We start from the raw sequence: 22,695 nt of genomic DNA, 5'->3' as shown, positions 1-22,695 counted from the left end.
GCTTCGGATCGGGACTTAAGGACGTCGGATTGGGCGGGATTTCGTATGTTTTCGCGGGTTCCCAGTGTTTGCAAGGGCTGGAGTCCGGTTCGAGTCCCACCTCGGGCACGGTGTTTCCGCAGGTCAGTGGCTTTTTAGCTTTCGAGTGTTGACAAACCTTGACGTGACTCTGCATGAGTCGTATAAGCGGGTGTCCAACCGGTCGCGTTTTGCATGACAGTTCTGCCGTGCCGTCCTCGCCCCAAGGCAAAGTGCCAACACCATTCGGCAGTTATGGTTTTGGTTTAGGCTTCGTTTTCCTGGCAGTCTCATAGTCCTCGGCAAGTGTCGAGGGGATATTGGCCTCGTCTGCGATACGTTGAACCTCGAAGAGACGGTTAGGTTCCTCTCGGAGGCTTTCAATGATCCAGCAGGCCATGGCTGTCGCCATGCCAAGGTCCAGCAGGTTCACCACTGGAAAGCGGTCGACGGCCTGTTGAAGAAGCGAGGTTTCCCCTGTCAATTCATCGACGGCGAGGTAGCCCGTAATCGTGCTACTGGTGACGTGGGTAGCTTGAGAGAGTCGAACGAATTCAAAGCGCAGCAGCCCATTTTTCGGTTCCCCGGTGTTAGCGGCCAATGCCGAATTCCAGGCACAGCTCACGTTCCGGCGGCAGCAGGGACTAAGGCATGAGTTCACCGGAATTGATGTAGATTCGCCAGCACCCAAGACCGCCCGGCTTCGGTGTTGAGTCCGGTTTTGCTCCGGTCCACGAGGCCGCTTTGGATGCGTCGTATCAGAAGGGGACCTGACCGAGGAACAGCGCTTTTGACAACGAGCGTTCGGCGCCAGGCCGCCTGGATACATGTCGGGGAAGCTGTGATCGATTCCCCGATCGTCCGCGATCTGGTGCGGTGTAGCTGGCGGGATGTACCGCATCAATGCCAGCGGCGACTTCCCAGGACGGTCACCGCGGCGGTGATGGCGATGCCGAGGCCGATCGGGACGCTGAAATGTGTCTGGAGCAGGATCGCTCCGATGGCGGCCCCGGCGAACATAGCGAGGACAGCGCCCAGCCGTCGGTTGAATAACCGGGGCCGTTGCTTGCCCACAAGTGACTCCCCGGCGAGGGAAGTCATGGTGGAAGTAATGACCACGGTGGTCATGTCTCGTACGCCCAAATGCCGCGCAATCAGGGCCTGGGAGCCCATGTGCATGGCGATAACGGCGGCAACAATGACACCAATGGACTGCCGGCCGACGTCTTCCACGATGAGGGAGACGGCGGCGGTTCCCGTCAACGCGATACAACCCGCTGTGAGAAGGAGCGTCACCCGGCGGTTCCAGCCTTTCGGGCTTGACTGGAGCGTAAATCCGGCAACCGCCGAGCCAAGGAGAAAGGCACCAAGTGCTACCAGTGGGCCCAAAGCTGGCAGGTACGCCGCCCCGGCCAACGCCATCGCAAGAATCACCACGTTGCCGGTCATGTTTCCGGTGAAGACGCGGTCAAGGGCAAGGTAGCCGACCGCGTCAACGACACCTGTAACGAGCGTGAGGGCCATCATGAGCATCAGTCGGAACTTTTCCGGAGACGCATTTTCTTGCAGGGTAGAGGCGGTTTTGGTACCTGGGCTGGCTACGGCTGATGTCATGGTTTAAGGGATCTTTCATCGTGAGGGATGGTCTCTATGACCCCCCCGACATGCTTATGGGTGGTTTTAGGCGGACCGGCTGGCAACTACGGCGATGCCGTCGCTCCGGGGATCTGCGCCGGCGGCTAGGGCGCTCAGCCTTCAAGCTTGGAATGCTCGCCCAGACGGTGCCATGAGCGGTTGTGGTAGACCAGAGCGTCGCCGGGTTCGCCCGCTTGGACGTCACGCATCACGCGGGACTCCAGGGCGTGAACGGCGATGATTGTGGAGGTCCCCACCTCCATGCGATTGATGACGGCGCAGCGCACCCAGGCGCGGACATCCTCATACACCGCTTCGCCGGTTGCAAGGGGCGACCAGCGGTGCGTCTGGTCAAACCGGTCGGCGCCGGGGGTCGCTCCAAACTTCGCCAAGTCGACGTCGTGCGCGTCCAGCAGGTGCACGACGACGGTATCGGCGCGCGAAAGCACTTCGGACGCAGAGGACAGTGCCGAGACCGAGAAAATCAGCAATGGAGGTTCCGCACTCACTGACACGACCGACGATACCGTCAGTGCCACCGGTCCTTCGCCGGCATCGGCCGTGATGACGGCGACACCTCCCGGGTGCCCACGGAACAGTGCCTTGAATTCGTCAGCCGAGAGGGAGGACGGGAAGCTTTGCTCGGGAGCGTCGAGCCAAGTCTCTGCGGGGTAGGCGTGAAACATCGCTAGGACACGCTGGGGGCGGAGCGGGCGAGTTCCTCGCGAATGATGTTCGTCCCTGCGCTGAGAGCACTCAGCTTGGCCAGTGCGACGTCCCGGGGGAACGGTGCCATGCCACAGTTGGAGCTGGGGATGAGCTTGTCCGCATCGACGAACTGGAGGGCCATGCGGAGGGTGTTGGCGACCTCCTCCGGGGTCTCGATGGTCTCGCTTGCGACGTCGATTGCCCCGAGCATGACTTTCTTGCCGCGGAGGAGCTCGATGAGGTCCATGGGCACTTGGGAGTTCTGGGATTCCAGCGAGATGATGTCGATGCTGGAGCTTTGCAGCAGCGGGAACGTTTCCTCGTACTGCCGCCACTGTGAGCCGAGCGTCGCCTTCCAGTCATTGTTCGCCTTGATCCCATAGCCGTAGCAGATATGCACGGCGGTCTCAGCGCGCAGTCCTTCTGCGGCTCTCTCAAGCGCAGCCACTCCCCAATCCTTGACCTCATCGAGGAAGACATTGAACGCGGGCTCGTCGAACTGGATGATGTCAACGCCGGCCGCCTCGAGTTCTTTCGCCTCCTGGTTCAGGATCGTGGCGAACTCCCAGGCCAGCTTCTCGCGGCTCTTGTAGTGGTCATCGTAGAGCGTGTCCACCATCGTCATTGGACCGGGAAGAGTCCATTTGATCGGCCGGTCAGTGGTTGCGCGAAGGAATTTTGCGTCGTCGATGAATACCGGCCGCTCACGGCTCACTGGTCCGACGACGGTCGGTACGCTCGCGTCGTAGCGGTCGCGGATGCGCACGGTCTTGCGTTGTTCAAAGTCGACCCCGCTGAGATTCTCGATGAAGGTCGTGACGAAGTGCTGGCGGGTTTGCTCGCCGTCGCTGACGATGTCGATGCCGCGCAGGCTCTGCTCGTGGATGGCGATGCGCAGCGCATCCTGTTTGCCCTCGAGCAGCGCATCTCCCTCCAGCTTCCACGGGGACCAAAGAGTCTCCGGCTGTGCGAGCCACGATGGTTTCGGCAGGCTACCGACAACGGTGGTGGGCAAAAGTGTGTTCATGATTAACGATTCTCCGTGGGTCAGTTGACGAGGGCAGGGTAGTTGGCGGTCCACTGGTCCAACAGATCCTTGTGGGGCGTGATGAAGTGCTCCTCCGTGTACTTCGCCTGCGTGATCGCGAGCTGACCGCGCTCGACGCGGTCGTAAGCGATCTGGGTCCGCGAGTAGTCCTGCTCGCCCAGGCTCGGCTGGTAGACGGCGGCGGCGGCGGAGTTCGCGTTGTAGATCTCCGGGCGGTAGATCTTCTGGAACGTCTCCATGGTGCTGATGGTGCCGATGAGCTGCAGGTTGGAGTAGTCATTGAGCAGGTCGCCCCGGAAATAGAAGGCGAGCGGCGCAACGCTGCCGCGTGGCATGAAGTAGCGCACCCGCAGTCCCATCTTTGCGAAGTACGCGTCCGTCAGCGAGAACTCGTCCTGCTGGTACTCGACGCCCAGGACCGGGTGACGGTTCCCGGTTCGCCGGTACGTCTTGCTTGTGGAGACGCTGATGCAGACCACTGGCGGCTGCGGGAAGCGTTCCCGGCCTACCGGGGAATCGAGGAAGTGCTGGAACAGCTTGCCGTGAAGATCGCCGAAGTCGTCGGGCACCGTGGGCTTGCCTGAGTACCCGGCTGCCGCCGGCAGTACGACGCTGAAGTCGAAGTCTCGGACGTAGGAGGAGAAGTTGTTGCCGACGATTCCTTGGTGGCGGATCCCGTTCAGCAGGTCGACGATCTGGATATCGAGAACCTCGAACAGCGGGAACTGCTGATCCGTTCCGTCCGCGGTGAACTGTATCTGCACGGAAACGATCTCAAGCTCGAGCGCGTAGCGGTCCCGGTCCGGGTTGTCCCAGTCTGCGAGATCGTTGAAACGGCGCCGTATCATGGTCAAGGCGTTGCGGAGGTTCTCCTGGCGGTGCTCGCCCCGTGCCAGGTTGGCGAAATTCGTCGTGATCCGGGAGCCTTCCGACGGGGAGTAGTCCTCGTCGAAGCGGGTCATGGTAATGCTGAAGGTGAAGTCGTCTGCCATGTGCTGCCAATCCGTTGATGGGCCGGAGACGGCCTTTCCGAAGGGGATGTATCCATGCTGCAACCTTCCGAGGGGTATCAAGTAACTAGTGGTCATTATGCATTCATATAGAATTTTCCTATGCCACAGCTTTCCAGCGGATTGACCCTGCAGCAGCTGCGCTACTTCATAGAAGTTGCAGCTGAGGGGTCAATCTCAGCGGCTGCCGACCTTCTTTACGTAGCGCAGCCCACAATGTCCGCAGCGATGAAGGACCTTGAGGCCCGGGTGGGCCGTGCGCTCCTGGTTCGCTCCGCCCGCGGCGTCACCCTCACAGCCGACGGGGCAGAGTTCCTCGGCTATGCGAGGCAGGTCGTCGAGCAGTTCGCTCTCCTCGAGCAGCGTTACCTTGGTAGGCCACCGCGGCGACGTCTGCTTGGGGTGTCAACGCAGCACTACTCGTTCGCGGTGGACGCCTTCGTCCGGATGGTCAAGGCCACTGAGGTGGCCGAATACGAGTTCTCGCTGCGTGAGTCCCGCACCTGGGACATCATCGAGGATGTCCAGACGCTCCGCAGCGAGATAGGCATCCTCTACCGGAACGATTTCAACCGGAAGATCATCGACAAGCTGCTCCGCGAATCCGGGCTCGCGTTCTCTCCGCTGTTCCTCGCCGATCCGCACATCTTCATTTCACGGAACAACCCGCTCGCCTCAAAAGAGCGAGCGACTCTAGAAGATCTTGCCGGCTTGCCGCGGCTGACCTTCGATCAAGGTGCGAACAACTCTTTTTACTTCGCCGAGGAGATCCTCTCCACCTTGTCCAGTAAGCAGGAGATCCGGGTCTCTGACCGTGCGACGATCTTCAACCTCATGATCGGGCTCCACGGCTACACGATTTCGACGGGAATCATCAGTGGGCAGCTCGACCCGGAGATCGTCGCCATCCCGCTCGACGTTGACGAACGCATCGAAATCGGCTGGATCGGCCACGCCGCGATTCCGCTCACCGACCAAGCGCAGCGCTACCTCAGTGAATTGCGGGCCGTCGTCGCTGAATTCGGCGTAGCGCTACTCGGCTGACTGCAGTTGAGCGGGCGGTCTACCCCTTCGGTGATTGGACGTGTTTGTTGCAGCCGGGCGGGTTGCTGGTATCGCACATGCCCGTCGCCGTCGCCGTCGCCGTCGCCGTCGTTGGCATGGCCGGGGCGGACGTCAGCTAGGAAACCGGCCTGTTCCAGGTGGTGACGATCCAGCCCGGGGACATCACGCAGGGCTTGTAAGGCCGCGGTGCCGTACTGGCCGCCACCTGTGGAGGCCGTTGAGCCGCAAACTGATGTTGGCGCGATTCTCTGGTCACCAAAGTTGATCAGTTTGCGGCTTCGCTGAACCTTCCCCCGCAGGCCTCACAAAACTACGGTGGCAGTTATCACGCTCTGATGAGATGTATCGGCCGAGTTATGACTGCGTTTGTTCAACTGCGCAAACACTAAAAGACTGACTGGGACGTACCAAACACATCCGCTACGACAATCTCACCAGCGCGGTCACCGCCGTGGTGTTCGGGCAGGGCCGGCAGGGCTGGGAGAACGACCGGTGGGTGTTGTTCCGTTCGTTCTATGGCTTCGATCCCATGCAAGCACTCCGAATCTAGGCGCCACCGTGATCTCCTTAGTCATCGTCCGAACCGGTAAGCTGCCGGCCTGACCGGAGTATAGGCCTGCGCCTGCCGAGCAGGCAACGATCCCTCCGCCAAGCTTCCTGGCCGTTGGAATTGCGGGCGCCCGGCTGGTTTGGGGGCTAGATTGTTCCAGATCGGTAGAGCTCGGTGGAGAGGTAACGGAGTCCGGAGTCGCAGAGGATGGTGACGATTGTTGATCCGGGGCCCATTCGTTCCGCGGTCCGAAGAGCGGCGACAACATTCGCCCCTGAGGAAGTGCCGGCAAAGAGCCCCTCTTGCCGGGCCAGGCGCCGCGCCATATCCATTGCCTCGTCGGCGGATACGGTGAGGATGCCGTCGACGGCATTCGGTTCCCATAGCGGGGGAACAAAACCGATACCGATGCCTTCGATCCGGTTGGGGCCGGTCGGTTGACCGGACAGGACAGCGGATTCGGCCGGTTCGACTGCAAAGACGCTGATGTCTGGATTGTGCGCGCGGAGCGAGCGCGTGACCCCGTGAATGGAGTGAGCGGTTCCGACCGTGTGCACGAACGCGTCGATCCGGCCTTTTGTCTGTGTCCAGATTTCCTCCCCCAGGGGCAGATACCCGGTGACCGCGTCATGGTTATTCAACTGGTCACACCACCACATGCCCGGTTGTTTCGATACTTCAGCGGCCCGGGCGATCATCCGCTTGATCAGCGTTTCGGTGATTGCGCCATTGTCACTTGGAACATCCTCGACGGTGGCGCCAAAGGCAAGCATCGTCCGGCGTTTTTCGTCACTGAACGCGTCGGAGAAGACGACGTGGAGGCCGAAACCAAGCACAGCGCAAGCAAACGCAAGCGAAATGCCGGTCGTGCCAGCGGTGTATTCGACGACAGTTCCTCCCGGGATAAGGCGACCGTCGCGCACGGCGCCTTCGACCGCCGTGCGTGCCATCCGGTCTTTCATACTCCCTGTCGGGTTGGCCCACTCCAACTTGACGAAAATCCGGGCACCGTTGGCCGGCGCCACCCTCCGCAGCTCCACGAGGGGCGTGTTCCCAATTCCCGCGAACGCACCCATTGAATCGTTCATCTCCGAAGACCCTCTGCTCGTGTGGCGGCTGATAGAAGATATCGTGGCACCCTGGTAAGCCCACTACAACAGAACACGGAAGGCACCGCGACCATGCGCTCTGAACGATGAGAGCGAGCGCATTTTCAACCGCAGCGACCCGGCGAAGAGATCTATGGAAACACCCCATCGAGATCAGACTTACACCCCTAGCGCTGCCGGATTCATCCTGTATTGCCAATGCTCTTCGGAATGCCTCCGCTACTCACAGCCGGGGACAAATCCTCATGAGTTATCCACCGCTACCGCTGCCGAGGGAGCTCTCCAAACGGCTCCCAAAAGACTCAGCCATGGATAATCCGAATTGACCCCAGCCACGGATAGCTTTAGGGGCACCTTGGGTGCCGCGCAGCACTGCTGGAAACGATGATTGTCCTTGACAATCCCTATTGAGATTCCTTACGGCCGTCGCCGGCCTTGAAACCCTCGACAGCGGGCGTGTGATGCTGGACGGACAGCTTGAAAAGAACAGAGCTTTCCAAGACACCGCGATCCTGCTCGGGTGAGTCTGGTCCAATTAGCGAGGCGTGCAGCCCAGTGAAGGGCGGGTACCGGTTTGGTACCATGAAGGCATGGCTATGAATCTCCGTGTCCCTGAAGACCTCGATCGGCGGCTGGAGAAGTTGGCTGCTGAGGAACATACGTCCAAGTCCGCGCTTCTGTTGCAGGGGGCAGAGTTGGTTCTGCAGCGCCACGCGCGCCGACGTGAAATCAGCGCAGGTCTTGATTTTGTCACGAGTCATGACGCTGATCTGCTAAAGCGCCTTGAAGACGCGTGACAGCGTACCTGGACATTGAGGATGCACTTCAGGTAGTTGATCGGTATGGCTTCCATATCCGTGATGTCGGGTTGTTGGCCTCAGCATTGGTCAGGCCGGCTACGACTGTCCTGGGCGCGGAAGCCTATCCGGAGCTCGCGGTGAAGGCGGCAGCCTTGTTGGAGTCGGTCGCCCGGTTCCATCCACTCATTGACGGCAACAAGCGGACGGCTTGGACGCTCATGGTGCTGCTGCTGTGGATCAACGGTTACCGGCATGACTTCACCACGGATGAAGGCTTCGACCTCGTCGTCGGAGTCGCCGCGGGCACTATCGACCTGCCGAATGCTGCCGCCGAGATTTCCAGGCATCTGGTGCCCCGGTAGTCCTCCAGCGCCCCCGAAAGGGGGTATGGACATTGTCCACACTTTGGGCTTCGGACTGGGTTGCAGGTCGGTCGGACTGCTCCGAATTCCGCATGTTCTCGCGGGTTCCCCGTGTTTGCAAGGCCTGGAATGTAGTTCGAGTCCCACCTCGGGCACAGTGTTTTCGCAGGTCAGAGGCTATTTACCCTATTGAGCGTGTACAAAACTTGCCATATTGGCAGTTTCAGGCGTATACGCAGCCCGACTCTACGTGATGGCAACGTGGCTTGTGGCCCCGATTCAGGTCCGCTTCATAGCCCTGCAGGAACAATCTTATTTCCAGGTCCGTAAGATGCGTACGCTAGGTGAAAGGACGTCCTGGCGATTTAGTCACCTCCAGCTACACGGTCGGCAACGCAGGGTCGTCGCACGAACTCACGCCGCCTTTGGGGACAGCGAACAGCGTTCCGCCTGGAAGGCCGATAATGAAGATTCCATCAAGTTATGGCGACGTGGAGATATGGCATGATGTCGGCGCAAGCAGGGGAGTGGCTCAGGCGATGACCTTGTGACAGCCCTGCGTTCACTCATTGAAAGCTCCATGGCTCACAGAGCCGAAGCGGAAGATACCACCCAAGCGGACATGCCGCCCAGCGGGCATTCTCAAATGATTCTTCGATACCCTCTACGCGGGCGTCTTTCATGAGTCAACGCAGACTCTTGATTCCCCCGACACAAGGGATCATAGTGCTGACTACGGGGTCCGACTGAACTCGTCCACAGTAAATGTTTGGGCGCTTTCGATGGATGTTCTAGGAGGCGCATGATGTCGGGTTGGAACGCCGACAACGGTGCAGGTCCGGCAGGCGCCGGAGCTGTCACAGTCCTTGATGGCTCCTCGTTTTGTTTGACATCGTCCAATGGTGACATGCACCCGGGCAGTCCCCACGGCGCGTTTTTCCACGATACCCGGTACATAGCTGAATGGAACGTCAGCGTTGATGACGCTCCGGTCGAAGCTCTCGCGGCGACCGCATTGGAACCCTTTCGGGCCCTGTTCATCGGCAGGGTAGGCGGCCACGCCGGCAGCGCTGACGTGCCGTCGCTGATTGAACGGGAAAGGGTTATTGGGGCCGGCCTGACCGAAACCATCACCATTGAGAATCATCTGGCCGTGCCGAACACGTTCAAGCTTGCCCTGACCGTTAGAGCGGACTTCGCCGATCTCTTCGAGGTCAAGGATGGGACGCCAGCCAGTCCGGGGAAGCAGCAGGTTCTCATTGAGGGCGATAGCCTCATTCTCGAATGTGTCGGGGCCGGTCGGCGCTATGGGCTGGTCATCCGTGCACCAGGGGCGGCCGTCGAGGCGCATCGGCTTGTCTTCACTCCAACAATTCCTGCACACGGAAAATGGACTCAAAGGTTTACAGCCACGCCCTATCTTGACGGGCAGGAAGTGATTTCGACTGCCTCATACGGCACGACTGAGGTTTCCGCCATGGCCCGGAAACGCCTCTCCTCCTGGCGGATGTCAATGCCTATACCCAATCTCGGCGACGCGTCCGTCCAAACTACAATCCTTCGAAGCCAGGAAGATCTCGGTTCACTCCGGATCTTTGACCCAAACCATCCCGACCGCATCGTGGCCGCGGCCGGAGCTCCGTGGTTCATGGCCCTGTTCGGACGGGACAGCCTGCTCTCATCCCTCATGTCCCTCCTACTCGACCCCTCCCTGGCACTTGGCACCCTTCAGACACTGGCCGACCACCAAGGCAAGGAAGTGAACCCCGCCACGGAAGAGGAGCCCGGCCGAATACTCCACGAGGTGCGTCTAGGTAACACCACAGAGTCCGTCCTCGGTGGCAGCAGTATCTACTACGGAACCGCTGATGCAACCCCGCTGTTCGTAGGGATCCTCAGCGAACTGGGACGGTGGGGTCTGGAACCGGAAGCTGTTCACGCGTTGCTGCCGGCCGCGGACCGTGCTCTGGCCTGGATTGAGAATTACGGAGACCGTGACGGAGATGGCTTTGTCGAATACCAGCGTCAGACTGAACACGGGCTGATAAACCAGGGCTGGAAGGATTCGTGGGACGGCATCAATTTCGCTGATGGTTCCCTCGCCCGAGGGCCCATTGCGCTGTGCGAGGTACAGGCCTACACCTATGGCGCCTATGTGGGGCGCGCCCTCATGGCACTCGACGAAGGCGACACTGAAACCGCTGATCTCTGCAGCGCCAAGGCCGTCCGCCTGAAGGAGGCGTTCAATGAGCGGTTCTGGCTGCCGGACCGGGGATACTTTGCCATCGCCTTGGACGGTGACAAGGAACCTGTAGATGCACTTGCCTCCAACATGGGTCATTGCCTGTGGATGGGAATCGTTGACACAGACAAGGCAAAACAGGTAGCCGAACGGCTGATGTCCCCGGAAATGTTTTCCGGCTGGGGCATCCGCACTCTGGCAAGTAACATGGGCGCCTACAATCCGCTGAGTTATCACAACGGCTCCGTCTGGCCGCATGACAGCACTCTCGCAGCGCATGGGCTGATGCGATACGGCTTTATCGAAGAGGCCCAGCGAATCGCCTACGGACTCTTCGAAGCAGCCGAACACTTTGGCGGCAGACTTCCGGAACTGTTCTGTGGACTGGACAGGACGCGATTCCCAAGCCCGGTACCGTATCCCGCAGCCTGTTCACCCCAGGCGTGGGCCGCGGCGGCACCGATCCACCTGATTCGTATGCTGATGCGGTTCGACCCGGTCCTTCCATGGCATGAGCTGTGGCTGGCACCGGAACTGCCACAGGGCTTTGGCCAGTTCAGGGTTGATAACGTGCCGCTGGCAGGCCACAGGCTGGCCATTGATATCACCCAGGACACCATCAGGGTCGATGGCCTTCCGGATTCCATAAAACTGCGGCTTGAAGCCCGGCCTGCTCTTCGCGAAATCCTGAACCTGACCCGGATGAAGTGACTGCACATGAGCAATTAGCGCCGGTGCCTTGCCTGGGAAGGATACCTGCGAGGACCGGTGGCCTCCGATCGGATGATTCAGTTGAAACATACGCGGACGATGCGGAGGGCTACGTCCGGAGCGTTTCTGAAATGAGGGGAATATACAACCGGAACAAGGCACAGCTACAACCGTGCTGAGCTGTTCTGATCCCCGGAGTTTGCGGCGAAGCGACCGGTGCTGGCGGGGAGCAGTTCTGTTTTGGCCGCCCCTGGTTCTCTGAAGCTACTGCGGCTGCTTTCCACCAGCCCTGCTGGACTCGTATTCTCAACGGTGCCCGCTCGACACGTGCCCAAGCCATGCGTTGCCAAGTTTCACTGATGTCACTGCTCCGATGGAACGAGCAGGACGGTGTAGAGTCCCAGTCCGGCAAGGACGACGACGTTGGCCGCGACGGCGGCGGCTGAAACCAGGTCGGGAGTAATGGCTTCCTGGTTGATGCCGCTGATTGCGCGATGGAAGCGTCGCTTGCGGGAGCTGTGGATGGCGAGTGCTGTGATGAGTGTTGCCGCGACAAGGGTGCCGGCAAACCAGCCGTGGTGCGGCATCCAGCGAAGGAAAACGGCGGCCGCAACCACCATGGACAGGGTGGTGCGCCCCCATGCCATGTCCGTGCGTTCCGGCTGCAGCCCTGGGTCACCATGGGTTGGTGTTTGACGCATCGAGGTCACGGGTCAGAAGGGGCGCGCGAGGACGAAGACCATCATCGTCGCGGCGACTAGGGCACCGCCGATCGCCAGGATCGGGGCGGTCCAGGGCAGCGGGAGCGGATCCTGTCGGCGCATGGAGCGTTCAACGTTGAGCCAGCGGAAGAACGACCCGCCGCCAATCAGGAGTGCGAGCACGAGGAGTAAAACGGCGACCGATTGACGCAGTCCGTCGTTGAAAAGGTCGGCCGTGAAGGCTTCGATAGCTACACCTCCGGCAAGCAATGCCAACGACGTTCGGATCCAGGCCAGAAACGTGCGTTCATTTGCGAGCGTGAACCTGGGGTCAGGTTCGGTGCCGCCGCGCAGGACTCGTTCCGAGAAGCCAGATCGTCCGCCGCCGGCCTTTAGGTCCTCCATGATTGTCCTTCCGGGTCCATCGTGTGTTCTTCAGTGGGCGTTGATGCGGAGGCCTCAGTGCCGGTGACCGGTTCATGTTTCCGAGGCGTGCGGTCACCGCCCGGTCTCCAAATCCATGCCGGCGTCAGGAGGGCAGGTAAGCGGAAGAGGGGCTGTTGGCCTCTCTTCCGCTTACCTGCCCTCGGACTTATGCCCGGGTGCCCGCTTCCAAGGAGCCAGGCTCCGCGCCGACGGGGGTGGCGGAACCAGTGGGCAGTGAAGCGGCCGCGGGGACGGCAGTTGTATCAAGGCCGAGCCGGCGGCGGTCGCGCTGTTGGTTGACGAAGATTAGGGCAAGGACGCCGAATGTCAGCAAGAGACCCCCGGCCAGGGCGAAAGCTGCACGGTAGCCTTCAGCGGGGGTGGCCGCGCCGCCGATCAGAAAACCCGACACTGCCGGTGCGAACACACCGCCGGTGGTGAGGACTGCATTGGCGATTGAAAGGTTGGCGCCGCGTTGGCCGATGGTCGTTAGCTCTGCGACCACGAGGTAGGTGATGGCGAAGAGTGCCGGGGCGGTGCCGAAGCCGAAGACCATGAGGACGATGGACAGCACGGGGGAGGCGGTCATGGTGGCTGCGACCAGGCAGGCTCCGGCGAAGGTTCCGGCGCCGCCGAGTACCCAGCCGCGTGCCTTCCTGGTAGGGATTCCCTTCAGGTGCAGGCGCTGGGTCAGCGCGCTCAACCCTACCGTGGCAATGGTTCCCCAGGCCGCGGGGAGGGCGATCATGGCGCCGGACTGCTGTCCGCTGAAGCCCAAGACATTCTGGAAGTAGGCCGGTCCCCAGGACATGGCCAGGGTAAACGTCCAGTAGCCAAAGAACGAGGCAAGGACCGCGAAGATCCAGCTGGGGGAAAGAATGGTGCGCCAGTACCGGACCTTGGCCTCTGCCACGACAGGAGCTTCCTTCGGAGCGATACCGTCGATCTCCTGCTCGGCCTTCCGGCTGGTGTACGGGCCTTCCTTGCCGACAATGACCCAAAAAACAGACCAGATCAGCCCTACGATTGCCAGTACCGCGAACGCGGTCTGCCAGCCGAATTGCCCGATGACCCAGGCCAGGACGGGGGCAAATGCCACAATGCCCAAGGTCACGCCGGATGATGCCAGGGCCGCCGGGGTGGCACCCTTCTTCTCGGGGAACCACTTGTAGATGCCATGCATCAGAACCGGTGCGAGCGGGCCCTCGCCGGCTCCAAGCAGCAGGCGACTTGCCCAGAGCGCGGGCAGCGACGCGAACAGAAGGATGGGGACCTGTGCCACAGACCACAGCAGGCACAGGACCAGCAGGATCCACTTGCTGGAGACCCTGTTGGCGATGGGAGCCGCCACGAGCTGGGCCACGCCGAAGGTCAGGAACATGGCGCTGCCCACCAGGCCGAACTGTTCGGGCGTGATGCCCAGCTCTTTCATCAGCGGCACGGCGGCAATGCCGAGCACCGCCTTGTCAGCCCAGCTGAGCATCATGAGGAAGAGGAGGCTGAAGGTCATGAACCAGCCGTAGCGGTTGCGCTTGGCCCGGGACCAGGTGCGGGGATCGCGCGACGTTGCGGAGCCCGGCGTTATGGTGTGGGGAGTTTCAGACACGGTATGCCCAATCGTTGAAGGGGAGATCTTGCCGTTGGAGCGGCATTTCCTTGACTCTAAGCTTGTGTGATCCGCCTTACAGTTCAGCTTTCCGTTGGGTGGAAAGCGGCTTTCCGGAACGCCGCGCGACTCCGTGAATGTTGGCATCACCTTTTCCCATGAACGCCAACAAGGCCATTCCCGCAGTGCTCAGAGCGCAGGTCAGCCACCACGTGGTGCCCCAGCCGCCGGTGCTGATGGCGAGCAGAGCAAACAGCATGGGGCCCAAGAAGTTTCCCACGTTGAAGATCTGCTGCGTCAGGCCCAGTACGGCGGTGACAGAACCGTCTGCGGGGGCAATGCGGACAGAGTACCTGGTCACCGCGGCAGGGATGAGGCCGCCGACAGCGGAGAACACAGCGATGAACGCGAACTGGAAAAGGACGCCATTTCCGACGGTCTCCCAGCCCACGGCGAACGTCGCAACGGACGCTGCAGACATAGCCAGGAAGGTCCAGAACATGATTGTCCGCTCGGAGAGGCCGCGCTGGATTAGAGGTCCTGCGCTGAGTGCGCCGACCGCGTTGACCCCGCCCACAATAGCGCTGAGGATGCCAGGCAACGGGCCTTCCAATCCGGCTGACCGGTAAATTGACGGCAGGAAACCGAGCACAGCAATCCACTGCGCGGTATAGCAGGCGAATACCACCCCAGTGATCCATGGTTGGCGAGTGACCACTGTTCGCCCCACCTTGCGGAGCGCGGACTGCAGTCCGGGGACGGCAGGGGGCATATCCCTTGGTACCCGGCGCAGCAGCAGAGGCACCGGCAAAAGCGTGAGGACGGCCATTACCAGCCACCACTCGCGCCAGCCCGCGGCCTGCAGGAAGAGGGCCCCAGCGGACAGGCCTATCAGCGTTGCCACACCTTGAAATGCGCCCCAGCTTGCCAGCGCAACGTTCAACTGCTTGGGCGGAGTCACCTTGCGGATAAGTGCAGGGGCGACGACGACGGCCAGCAGGAATCCCACGCCTTCCACGGTCCGCGATGCCATCAACAGCTCGGTGGTGGGGGCAAGCGCTCCGAGCACAGAGGCGACACTGAGCAGGGCCAACCCGGTAAGCAGAAGCCTGCGCAGTCCTACCAGTTCACCACAAACGGCCGTTGCCAGCCCTCCGACGACGCTGGCAAGCTGGATGATGCCAAGCAGCAGGCCGGCCTGGATCAGCGTTGTACCTAGATCGGCTTGGATGCCGACCAAGGCGGCAGGGAGCTTCCAGATATGCATGGCAGCAGCGATGCCCGCCGCGAGGACGGCAAGCCAGGCGCTGCCCGCCGTCGTCCTTTTGTTATCTGGTGTCATTGCGGGCGGCGGCAGTCTCAAGAGTTGTCCTTGCGGCAGGTGACAGGGCGGGAGTCCTTGTTCGCCCTCCTCAGGCCGGCGCCAGCACCGGGGTGCCGATGGGAAATCGCTGGCCGCTGACGGCGACGTCCACGGGGCCGTCAAATGCTGAGGCGGCGCGGCTGCGCCACCATTGCGGCTCCGCGCGGCCCGCCAGGTGGGACAGGACAAGGCGGCCCACCCCTGCGGCGGACGCTATCCGGCCTGCCCCTTCCGGCGGGGTGTGTGCGATCTGCTGGTGGTTGAGGAATTCCGGCGAAAAGCCTTTGTCCGCATAGAAGCCAAGATTTACCGCTTCATGCACCAGGACGTCCGCGTCCTTGGCGAGCACCACCATGGCCTCGCATTCTGCTGTGTCGCCGGAGAACACCACGGAGCCGGCGTCGGTTTCGAAGCGGAAGGCCAGCGCAGGTCGCACGGGAGGGTGCTCCACCAGGATGCCGGTGACTTTGACCCTGTCATCCTCGTAGACGTCAAAGGGGCGGTCCGCTTCAGGTGACCTGTGCGCGGGGGTGGCCAGATCCACGGTGCGCACCAGAGACGTCAGGTCCGGGCGGGCCTCGTCGTGGACCCGGATGTCGATGTCATAGGAGAAGGCCTTCAAAGAGTGGGACACCAGCTCACCCGTCCCGGAAAGCCCTGCACCGCCGGTGCGGGTGGCATCCTTGCCCGGACCCACAATGGAGACGGGTCCGGTGAAGCCCTCCACCGGATTGCCCCAGTTCCACAGCAGAAAACCGGGCAGTTCCACCACATGGTCGGAGTGCAGGTGGGTGACAAAACCTGCCACGAAATCCTTGCCCCGGAGTCCCGCCTCGTGGGCTGCGCGGGAGCAGCCCAGACCGAAGTCCACCATGTAGAAGGCATCGCCCACTACCAGTGCGCTGGAGATACCGTTTTCCGGCCCGCGGATGGCCGGTCCGGCGGCGGTGCCAAGAGTGATCAGTTCGACGCTCACGGGAAGTCCTTCTGCAGTGTTGCGGGGTCAGGAGTGGGGGCGGGCATTGATGACGCGGGTTTCCAGGTATTCCTCCAGGCCCCAGCGGCCACGTTCACGGCCGACGCCGGACGCCTTCCAGCCGCCGAACGGGGCGTCCGGTTCCACCAGGGTGTGCTGGTTGACCCACACGGTTCCGGCCTCAATCCGCGAGGCGGTTGCATAGGCACGATCCTGGTCGGGGCTCCAGACGGAAGCGCCCAGGCCGAATTCCCCGGCGTTCAGGCCGGAAATGGTCTCTTCGAGGTTGTCGTAGGCCACGATCGGCAGGGCCGCACCGAACTGTTCCTTTTCCACCAGATCCATGCCCGGCTCGGCATCAATGACCACCGTGGGGGAGAGGAAGTAGCCGGGCAGGTCGCAGCCGGCGCTGCCGCCGGTGATGACACGGGCGCCGGCACCAACTGCGGAGTCCACCAGGGCGCGAACGAGTTTGAGCTGTGACTCGTTGTGCATCGGTCCCAGGGTGGTGCCGTCCGCGATGCCGTGGCCCAGTACGTGACGGGAAGCCTCGGCGGCGACGGCCTCGGCCAGTTCCGCGCTGCGGCTGCGGGGAACATAGACACGCTTGACCGCCATGCAGACCTGGCCGGCGTTGCGGAAGGCGCTGGCGACGATTCCGCGGGCAGTGACAGCGATATCAGCATCATCCAGCACGATGGCAGGATCGTTTCCGCCGAGCTCCATGGTGACGCGCTTGACCGTGGAGGCGGCCTGCTGGGCGATGGAGATGCCCACATCCGTGGAGCCGGTGAAGGAAATCTTGCGGATGCCCGGAGAAGTGCTCAGTGCAACATTAACGGTCCGCCGCGAACTCGTCCGGACTTGCAGCACCCCTGCGGGGAGGACCTCATTGAGCAGGTCCACCAGCGCAATGGTGGACAGGGGAGTGGAGGGGGAGGGCTTGGCGATAACGGTGCAGCCGGCTACCAGGGCGGGGGCGAGTTTCACACTGAGCAGGGAGATGGGGAAGTTCCACGGTGTGATGGTGCCAACAACCCCCACCGGCCGGTACTGGACCTCCAGGCTGCGGTCGGCGCGCGGTTCAAGCTGCTGGGCTTCGTCCCATTTGAGATCCGCATAATATTCGAAAAGGCCAGCAGCCACGGAGAATTCACCCTCAGCGTCCGCCTTGGGCTTGCCCTGCTCCCGGGAGAGCAGGGTGGCCAGCGAATCCAGATCGCGGCGGATCAGGGCAGCGCCTGTGCGAAGGGCAGCACGGCGGGCTTCGCGGTCGGCAGCCCAGCGGGGCGCGGCCCGGCGGGCGGCGGCAACCGCCTGCTCGACATCCTGGTCGGTGTTTTCCGGAGCGTGCCCCACGAGCTCAAGCGTGGCAGGGTCCAAAACCTGATAGTGGGCTGCCGTCATGGCCTGTCCTTTCGGCGGAATGGGATTTCTCATCCCAGTCTCATGGCACCGATCACACTCTGCCCGGACCTTTCCGTCCAACGGAAAGGCTGCGAGAATGGAGTGGTTCCCGTTGTCACTATGGAGTGAATCACGTCACGCACTAACGAGGAGTCTCCATGTTCCAAGAGCAGCTGCCCATCGTCCTTACGGGGGTTTCGTCCGGCATCGGCGCCCGGACAGCACAGATCCTCAGCAAGCGAGGTGTCCCGCTGATCGGCATTGACCGCAACGCTCCCACCGAATTCAGCGGCACATTCGTGCAGGCGGACCTGTCGAGCCAGGCCGGCATCGAGGCGGCCGCCGCAGCTGTCACGGCTGCCGCTCCCAACGGCATCGCGGGCCTGGCAAACATTGCCGGAGTCCCGGGCACCGCCCCGTGGCGCACTGTGCTCTCGGTCAACGTCTTCGGCGTCCGCGGGCTGGTCCGTGCGCTTGCCCCGCTGCTTGGCGAGGGTGCCGCCGTCGTGAACCTTGCCTCCAGCGTTGCCGTGAACTGGCGGGACGTGAAGGCGAAATGTTCCGATTTCGCGCTCGCGGACGATCAGGCCGCCGCCCTGGAAGCGGTTGCGGACGATGACGAGATCACAGGCGAGTCCTATCTCTTCTCCAAGCAGTGCGTGCGGGTGCTCACCGAGCACCTCGCAGCTGAACTGCTCCCGCAGCGCATCCGCGTCAACAGCGTCAGTCCGGGACCCGTGGCCACCCCCATCCTGGAGGACTTCAAGAAAGACCACGGCCGCGACAAGGTGGAAGGTGCCGGCGCCCTGCTGGGCCGTTTCGGTGACCCGGGGGACATTGCGCCGGTTATCGACTTCCTGCTCCGTCCGGAGTCGGGATGGGTGAACGGCTCCGACATCCGCGTGGACGGCGGCCTGGGTGCGTACCGCGGCTCCGGCCTCGCCTCTGTGCCCGGCTGAGTTCCCTCTACCGGAGCATGCATTAGATCACGACGACGGTGTCTCACCGTTCGCGCTAGGGGGCGCCGGCGTCGGGCCTTAAAATGGCAGGTGCGGCGTCGCACCCAATACGGCGCCGAGCTCGCCAGTACTCAGAAGGGTGACTCATGGCAAACCCTGCCCCGGCCGGCCGGTCCACACGCCGCCCGGGTACTACGGCGGCCCACAGACGTCCAGCTGACGACGGCGATGCTGCCGCCCATCAGGCAGCCAGTGTCACCTCACGGGCCCTGGCCTTGTTGGGCACCTTCGACACCGAACACTCGGTTCAAAGCCTGAGCGCAATGGCCCGGCGGGCAGGGCTGCCGGTGGCCACCGCGCACCGCCTTGCCGGTGATTTGGTTGCCTGGGGCGGCCTGGAGAAGCTGAACGGCGAGTACCGGGTGGGGCAACGGATCTGGCGGCTTGGCCTGCTGGCCCCCGCACAGCAGAACATCGCGGAGGTGGCTGCCCCGTTCATGCAGGACGTCCTCTTCGTCACCCACAACGTGGTGAACCTGTTCATCCTGGAAGGGCACGAGGTTCTGCTGGTGGAGCGGATGTCCGGCACTGGCGCCGGCCAGCCCTTCCGGCGGGTGGGCGCGCGCCTGCCACTGCATGCCAGTGCCGCCGGAAAGATCATGCTGGCCTACGGGCCCGAGGACCTGTTTTCAACGGCCGTCCAGCACCTGGAGCCGCACGCGCCCCGCACCATTACCAAGCCCGCAGCGCTGGCGACCGAAATCGAACGTGTCCGGGCCAACGGCTACGCCACCACTGCCGAAGAAGCCGGGCCGGACAACTACGGCCTGGCCGTCCCGGTGTTCCTGCCCAACAAGCAGGTGGTGGCCGCCTTGGGCATCGTGACCCGGGGCCGGTCCGCTCCGGTGGGAAGCGTGGTTCCCGTGCTCAACATCGCGGCGCGGGGCATTGCCCGGCGGCTCGGCGTGGAGCATCTCCCGAAGTAGCTCGGGCTTGCGACAGCTTCCAGCAGACACCCTTTCCGTTGGATGGAAAGCTTCCGGCGGCATGTGTCGTGGAACACCTAACCTCAAGTAAGCGCATAGTCCGGCCGGAGATCCGGCCTAAACCTGCTTTGCCAGGCGAGCCGTTCCAAAGGAAGTGAAGACTGATGACTGCATCTGCAGGAGCCACCATCGACGCTGTTGTCGACCAGGTGGACATTGTGGCGGACCAGGTGGTTTCCCTGGTGCTGCGGCGCGAGGACGGCCAGCCGTTCCAGCCCTGGCAGCCCGGCGCGCACATTGACGTCCATGTGGGCGACGGTTTGGTGCGTCAGTACTCCCTGTGTTCCTCACCGCAGGAGCTGGACCATCTGCGGATCGGCGTGCTGCACGTGCCTGAATCCCGCGGCGGGTCAAAAGCGGTGCATGCCCTGCTCCCCGGTACCCCGATCACCATCTCTGAGCCGCGCAACAACTTCCCCATGCGCGAATCGCGGCGCTACCTTTTCCTCGCAGGCGGCATCGGTATTACGCCCCTGATCCCGATGCTGGAGGCAGCCGAGACTGTCGGCAAGGAATGGACGCTGATCTATGGTGGCCGAAGCCGGAACACGATGGCGTTCGCGCAGCAGTTGGAGGACCGGTACGGCACTGACCGTATCCGTATCGTCGCCGAGGACGAGGTTGGCCGCCTGGACCTCGACCAGATACTCGGCATGCCCCGGGCTCACATGCTGGTGTACGCGTGCGGTCCCGGGGGACTGCTCGGCGCGGTGGAAGAGCGCTGCATGGGCTGGCCTCCGGGTGCACTGCACACCGAACGTTTCGTCGCCTCCACGCTTGGTGCTGCGGCGGCCAACGCGCCGTTCGAGGTGGAACTGGCCAGGACCGGAACAACCGTGACAGTGCCGAACGACAAAACTATCCTCGAGTCCGTTGAAGAGGTGGGCGTGCGCGTCCTGTCCTCCTGCCGCGGCGGGTTGTGCGGCACCTGCGAAACCCAGATCATTTCCGGTGAGCCCGAGCACCGCGACGCTGTGCTTTCGGAAGAGGACCGCGAAGCCGGTGAGGTCATGCTGGTCTGCGTCTCGCGCGCTGCCGCCGGCTGTCCGCGCCTCGTTCTGGATTTGTAGAAAAGCTCTGCCTTTTCGCGGTAGCCCACCTGTGGTCCAGTCGCTGACTGGACCATCCCAGCCAAGTTTCGTCACCAGGAGTGATTCCAATGACCGTAACCACCCATGAAGCCAATGTATTGGGCGAGGACCCCTTCGAGACCGCAAATCTCCTTGATCCGTACCCGTTCCTGGGGCGGCTTCGCGATGCTGGCGCCGTCTCCTATCTGGAGAGCACCGGCAGCTACGCTGTGGCCGGCTACCAGGAGGTATACGAGGTCCTCACAGACTTCGAAACCTACATATCTTCCGGTGGCCTGGGTCCGCGGGACATCCGGAAAGACTCGGGTTGGCGCCCGCCCAGCATCCTCGAATCAGATCCGCCCATCCACACGGTGATGCGCCGCGCCCTGACCGGTGTCATCAACCCCTCCACAGTCCGTGCCCTCAGGGAACCGTTTACGCCACCGGCCGTTGAGCTGACGGAGCAGTTGGCCCGCAGCGAGCGCTTTGACGCCATCACCGACCTCGCCGAGAAGTACCCCCTGCGTGTCTTTCCGGACGCTGTGGGGATTCCCGACGTCGGACGTGAACATCTACTGCCGTACGGCAACATGGTGTTCAACGCTTTCGGTCCGGAAAATTACATCTTCAAGCAGGCTTTCGCCCAGGGCGATGAGCACGCTGCCGCGGTAATGCGGAACTGCCAGCGCGAAAACCTCGACGACATCGGCTTTGGTGCCCAGATCTGGAAGCGCGTGGAGGACGGCCTGATCACCGAGCAGCAGGCCACGCTGCTGGTCCGAGCACTGCTGTCCGCCGGCGTGGACACCACCATCTTCGGCATAGGCAATACACTGTCGGTGCTGGCCCGTTACCCTGAGGCGTGGGCCCGGCTGCGGGAAAACCCCAAAATCGCGAAATTCGCCGTCGATGAAGCTTTGCGTCTGGAATCTCCGTTCCAAAAGTTCCACCGAACCGTCGCTGTGGACACCGTCCTGGGAGGCGTGCATCTCCCGGCCGGAGCGAAAGTGCTGGTCTTCCTGGGCGCCGCGAACCGGGACCCACGCAAATGGGGGGACAATGCCGACGAGTTCGACCTCGACCGCAATGCCTCCGGCCACGTTGCCTTCGGCATGGGCCTTCACCAGTGCGTGGGGCAGCCGATCGCCCGACTCGAAATGGAAATAGTGCTCCAGCAGCTGCTCCAACGGGTAGCAGCAATCGAACCGGACGGCGCGCCCGTGCCGATCCTGCACAACGTTCTCCGAGGGTTCGAGTCCCTGCCGGTGCGGATCACGGCGGCTTAGGCTTCGATTCGGTGCAAACATGGGCCTGCTCTTTCTGGCGTCGTTTGCCATCAGGGATTGAAGTTCAGCATCAGTCCGGCTAACAACAGGGCCGCCTTGAAGTCGACTCAGCCGCAGTGCTGGCACCTGCGTCAATCGCCAAGATTCCGGGGAAAAGATACGCGAGGCCGTGTCGCCCATATCGACCCTCCTGCCGCCGTCGACTCCGCGCCATGTGGATGGGGCGGAGACGGAACGGCTTGTGAGTCGGACTGAAAGGAAGACCATGAATTGCCTGGTTCGCTACCTGGGACTGATGTTCCAGCTGTCCCGCATCCAGGACCTGGCGTTGTGGGAGGCGGAGATGACGGAACCCACAAGGGCATTGACCTCGTCCGCTTGGATCGGCTGGTACGAGGAGGACGCTGCGGGCTGACCTGCGTCAGGGATCGAGATTGTCCCTGCGCGCAATCGTCTCGGAAGAGCATCTCACCGAAGATTCGTTTCAACGGTGATGTGTGTGGCATTGCAGACGAAGGTGCCACTGCAATTATCTCCCCTTGTGGATCGTATGGGCTGGTCAGGAGCTGGTGCTGGTGTGAGCCACGTTGGGCA

General features: G+C 62.4%; 21 protein-coding genes and 1 pseudogene. 10 read left to right on the top strand and 12 right to left on the bottom strand.

Going from position 1 to position 22,695, the window contains the following annotated elements:
* Positions 1-271: 271 nt before the first annotated feature.
* The 5 genes from GK109_RS00880 to GK109_RS00860 all read right to left on the bottom strand — a co-directional run bounded on the left by GK109_RS00880 (position 272) and on the right by GK109_RS00860 (position 4,401).
* A complete protein-coding gene (locus GK109_RS00880) occupies positions 272-619 on the bottom strand; it encodes a hypothetical protein (RefSeq protein WP_141000445.1) in 348 nt (115 codons plus the stop codon).
* A 299-nt stretch (positions 620-918) separates the two neighbouring features.
* Positions 919-1,551: a YoaK family protein gene (locus tag GK109_RS00875; RefSeq protein WP_141000444.1), complete on the bottom strand. Its 633-nt coding sequence runs from the start codon at positions 1,549-1,551 to the stop codon at positions 919-921.
* A gap of 215 nt (positions 1,552-1,766) precedes the next feature.
* Positions 1,767-2,339, bottom strand: a complete 573-nt coding sequence (locus GK109_RS00870) for a flavin reductase family protein (protein ID WP_157238347.1) — start codon at positions 2,337-2,339, stop codon at positions 1,767-1,769.
* 2 nt (positions 2,340-2,341) lie between these two features.
* Entirely contained in the window at positions 2,342-3,388 is a 1,047-nt protein-coding gene (locus tag GK109_RS00865; RefSeq protein WP_157238346.1) for a methionine synthase, read from the bottom strand.
* A gap of 20 nt (positions 3,389-3,408) precedes the next feature.
* Positions 3,409-4,401, bottom strand: a complete 993-nt coding sequence (locus GK109_RS00860; protein ID WP_157238345.1) for a DUF1852 domain-containing protein — start codon at positions 4,399-4,401, stop codon at positions 3,409-3,411.
* Between the two features lie 120 nt (positions 4,402-4,521).
* On the opposite strand from GK109_RS00860, the gene GK109_RS00855 reads away from it, so the two are divergent.
* The gene (locus GK109_RS00855) at positions 4,522-5,463 is read left to right on the top strand and encodes a LysR family transcriptional regulator (RefSeq protein WP_157238344.1); all 942 of its coding nucleotides are present in this window, start codon (positions 4,522-4,524) and stop codon (positions 5,461-5,463) included.
* A 717-nt stretch (positions 5,464-6,180) separates the two neighbouring features.
* On the opposite strand, the gene GK109_RS00850 is transcribed toward GK109_RS00855, so the two are convergent.
* Entirely contained in the window at positions 6,181-7,122 is a 942-nt protein-coding gene (locus tag GK109_RS00850) for a PLP-dependent cysteine synthase family protein (protein ID WP_197432375.1), read from the bottom strand.
* A 611-nt stretch (positions 7,123-7,733) separates the two neighbouring features.
* Here GK109_RS00850 and GK109_RS00845 point away from each other — a divergent pair.
* The 4 genes and pseudogenes from GK109_RS00845 (at position 7,734) to GK109_RS00835 (ending at position 11,258) form a co-directional block, all read left to right on the top strand.
* Entirely contained in the window at positions 7,734-7,940 is a 207-nt protein-coding gene (locus GK109_RS00845; RefSeq protein WP_224084428.1) for a ribbon-helix-helix protein, CopG family, read from the top strand.
* The gene (locus GK109_RS00840; RefSeq protein ID WP_370460298.1) at positions 7,937-8,305 is read left to right on the top strand and encodes a type II toxin-antitoxin system death-on-curing family toxin; all 369 of its coding nucleotides are present in this window, start codon (positions 7,937-7,939) and stop codon (positions 8,303-8,305) included. Before GK109_RS00845 ends, GK109_RS00840 begins: the two co-directional genes overlap by 4 nt.
* Positions 8,306-9,107: 802 nt before the next feature.
* Positions 9,108-9,644, top strand: a pseudogene (locus tag GK109_RS21995) (glycogen debranching N-terminal domain-containing protein); the annotation flags it as partial.
* Positions 9,645-9,818: 174 nt separating this feature from the next.
* Positions 9,819-11,258, top strand: coding sequence for an amylo-alpha-1,6-glucosidase (locus tag GK109_RS00835; protein WP_231755144.1), 1,440 nt, complete (start codon positions 9,819-9,821; stop codon positions 11,256-11,258).
* 362 nt (positions 11,259-11,620) lie between these two features.
* On the opposite strand, the gene GK109_RS00830 is transcribed toward GK109_RS00835, so the two are convergent.
* From GK109_RS00830 to GK109_RS00805, 6 genes are all read right to left on the bottom strand, one after another.
* Entirely contained in the window at positions 11,621-11,905 is a 285-nt protein-coding gene (locus GK109_RS00830) for a DUF202 domain-containing protein (RefSeq protein ID WP_231754775.1), read from the bottom strand.
* A 66-nt stretch (positions 11,906-11,971) separates the two neighbouring features.
* Complete coding sequence (locus GK109_RS00825; protein ID WP_157238342.1) at positions 11,972-12,364, bottom strand: YidH family protein; 393 nt, start codon at positions 12,362-12,364, stop codon at positions 11,972-11,974.
* Positions 12,365-12,551: 187 nt separating this feature from the next.
* Complete coding sequence (locus GK109_RS00820) at positions 12,552-13,991, bottom strand: MFS transporter (protein ID WP_323057337.1); 1,440 nt, start codon at positions 13,989-13,991, stop codon at positions 12,552-12,554.
* 76 nt (positions 13,992-14,067) lie between these two features.
* A complete protein-coding gene (locus GK109_RS00815) occupies positions 14,068-15,333 on the bottom strand; it encodes a CynX/NimT family MFS transporter (protein WP_157238341.1) in 1,266 nt (421 codons plus the stop codon).
* 70 nt (positions 15,334-15,403) lie between these two features.
* The gene (locus GK109_RS00810) at positions 15,404-16,330 is read right to left on the bottom strand and encodes an MBL fold metallo-hydrolase (RefSeq protein WP_323057335.1); all 927 of its coding nucleotides are present in this window, start codon (positions 16,328-16,330) and stop codon (positions 15,404-15,406) included.
* Between the two features lie 27 nt (positions 16,331-16,357).
* A complete protein-coding gene (locus tag GK109_RS00805; protein ID WP_157238340.1) occupies positions 16,358-17,737 on the bottom strand; it encodes an aldehyde dehydrogenase family protein in 1,380 nt (459 codons plus the stop codon).
* 158 nt (positions 17,738-17,895) lie between these two features.
* On the opposite strand from GK109_RS00805, the gene GK109_RS00800 reads away from it, so the two are divergent.
* From GK109_RS00800 to GK109_RS00780, 5 genes are all read left to right on the top strand, one after another.
* Positions 17,896-18,696: an SDR family oxidoreductase gene (locus tag GK109_RS00800; protein WP_157238339.1), complete on the top strand. Its 801-nt coding sequence runs from the start codon at positions 17,896-17,898 to the stop codon at positions 18,694-18,696.
* A 146-nt stretch (positions 18,697-18,842) separates the two neighbouring features.
* Positions 18,843-19,682 (top strand): IclR family transcriptional regulator, encoded by an 840-nt coding sequence (locus GK109_RS00795; RefSeq protein ID WP_157238338.1) that lies wholly within the window; start codon positions 18,843-18,845, stop codon positions 19,680-19,682.
* A gap of 164 nt (positions 19,683-19,846) precedes the next feature.
* Positions 19,847-20,812: a PDR/VanB family oxidoreductase gene (locus GK109_RS00790; protein WP_157238337.1), complete on the top strand. Its 966-nt coding sequence runs from the start codon at positions 19,847-19,849 to the stop codon at positions 20,810-20,812.
* An 89-nt stretch (positions 20,813-20,901) separates the two neighbouring features.
* Entirely contained in the window at positions 20,902-22,101 is a 1,200-nt protein-coding gene (locus GK109_RS00785) for a cytochrome P450 (protein ID WP_157238336.1), read from the top strand.
* A 265-nt stretch (positions 22,102-22,366) separates the two neighbouring features.
* Positions 22,367-22,516, top strand: a complete 150-nt coding sequence (locus GK109_RS00780; RefSeq protein ID WP_157238335.1) for a hypothetical protein — start codon at positions 22,367-22,369, stop codon at positions 22,514-22,516.
* The last annotated feature ends 179 nt before the right edge of the window (positions 22,517-22,695 follow it).

Origin of the sequence: Pseudarthrobacter sp. GA104 (assembly GCF_009741265.1) — a bacterium.
Lineage (GTDB): Bacteria > Actinomycetota > Actinomycetes > Actinomycetales > Micrococcaceae > Arthrobacter.
Note: the sequence above shows the minus strand (reverse complement) of the source record. Positions and strands in the feature narration are given on the sequence as shown.

Excerpts from the sequence above, each read along its gene's own strand:
- GK109_RS00835 (WP_231755144.1), top strand. The coding sequence starts at position 9,819 with ATGCCTATACCCAATCTCGGCGACGCGTCCGTCCAAACTACAATCCTT.
- GK109_RS00780 (WP_157238335.1), top strand. The coding sequence starts at position 22,367 with ATGAATTGCCTGGTTCGCTACCTGGGACTGATGTTCCAGCTGTCCCGC.
- GK109_RS00845 (WP_224084428.1), top strand. The coding sequence starts at position 7,734 with ATGGCTATGAATCTCCGTGTCCCTGAAGACCTCGATCGGCGGCTGGAG.
- GK109_RS00830 (WP_231754775.1), bottom strand. The coding sequence starts at position 11,905 with ATGGCATGGGGGCGCACCACCCTGTCCATGGTGGTTGCGGCCGCCGTT.
- GK109_RS00800 (WP_157238339.1), top strand. The coding sequence starts at position 17,896 with ATGTTCCAAGAGCAGCTGCCCATCGTCCTTACGGGGGTTTCGTCCGGC.
- GK109_RS00825 (WP_157238342.1), bottom strand. The coding sequence starts at position 12,364 with ATGGAGGACCTAAAGGCCGGCGGCGGACGATCTGGCTTCTCGGAACGA.
- GK109_RS00815 (WP_157238341.1), bottom strand. The coding sequence starts at position 15,333 with ATGACACCAGATAACAAAAGGACGACGGCGGGCAGCGCCTGGCTTGCC.
- GK109_RS00805 (WP_157238340.1), bottom strand. The coding sequence starts at position 17,737 with ATGACGGCAGCCCACTATCAGGTTTTGGACCCTGCCACGCTTGAGCTC.
- GK109_RS00865 (WP_157238346.1), bottom strand. The coding sequence starts at position 3,388 with ATGAACACACTTTTGCCCACCACCGTTGTCGGTAGCCTGCCGAAACCA.
- GK109_RS00795 (WP_157238338.1), top strand. The coding sequence starts at position 18,843 with ATGGCAAACCCTGCCCCGGCCGGCCGGTCCACACGCCGCCCGGGTACT.
- GK109_RS00855 (WP_157238344.1), top strand. The coding sequence starts at position 4,522 with ATGCCACAGCTTTCCAGCGGATTGACCCTGCAGCAGCTGCGCTACTTC.
- GK109_RS00870 (WP_157238347.1), bottom strand. The coding sequence starts at position 2,339 with ATGTTTCACGCCTACCCCGCAGAGACTTGGCTCGACGCTCCCGAGCAA.
- GK109_RS00850 (WP_197432375.1), bottom strand. The coding sequence starts at position 7,122 with ATGAACGATTCAATGGGTGCGTTCGCGGGAATTGGGAACACGCCCCTC.
- GK109_RS00790 (WP_157238337.1), top strand. The coding sequence starts at position 19,847 with ATGACTGCATCTGCAGGAGCCACCATCGACGCTGTTGTCGACCAGGTG.
- GK109_RS00875 (WP_141000444.1), bottom strand. The coding sequence starts at position 1,551 with ATGCTCATGATGGCCCTCACGCTCGTTACAGGTGTCGTTGACGCGGTC.
- GK109_RS00785 (WP_157238336.1), top strand. The coding sequence starts at position 20,902 with ATGACCGTAACCACCCATGAAGCCAATGTATTGGGCGAGGACCCCTTC.
- GK109_RS00860 (WP_157238345.1), bottom strand. The coding sequence starts at position 4,401 with ATGGCAGACGACTTCACCTTCAGCATTACCATGACCCGCTTCGACGAG.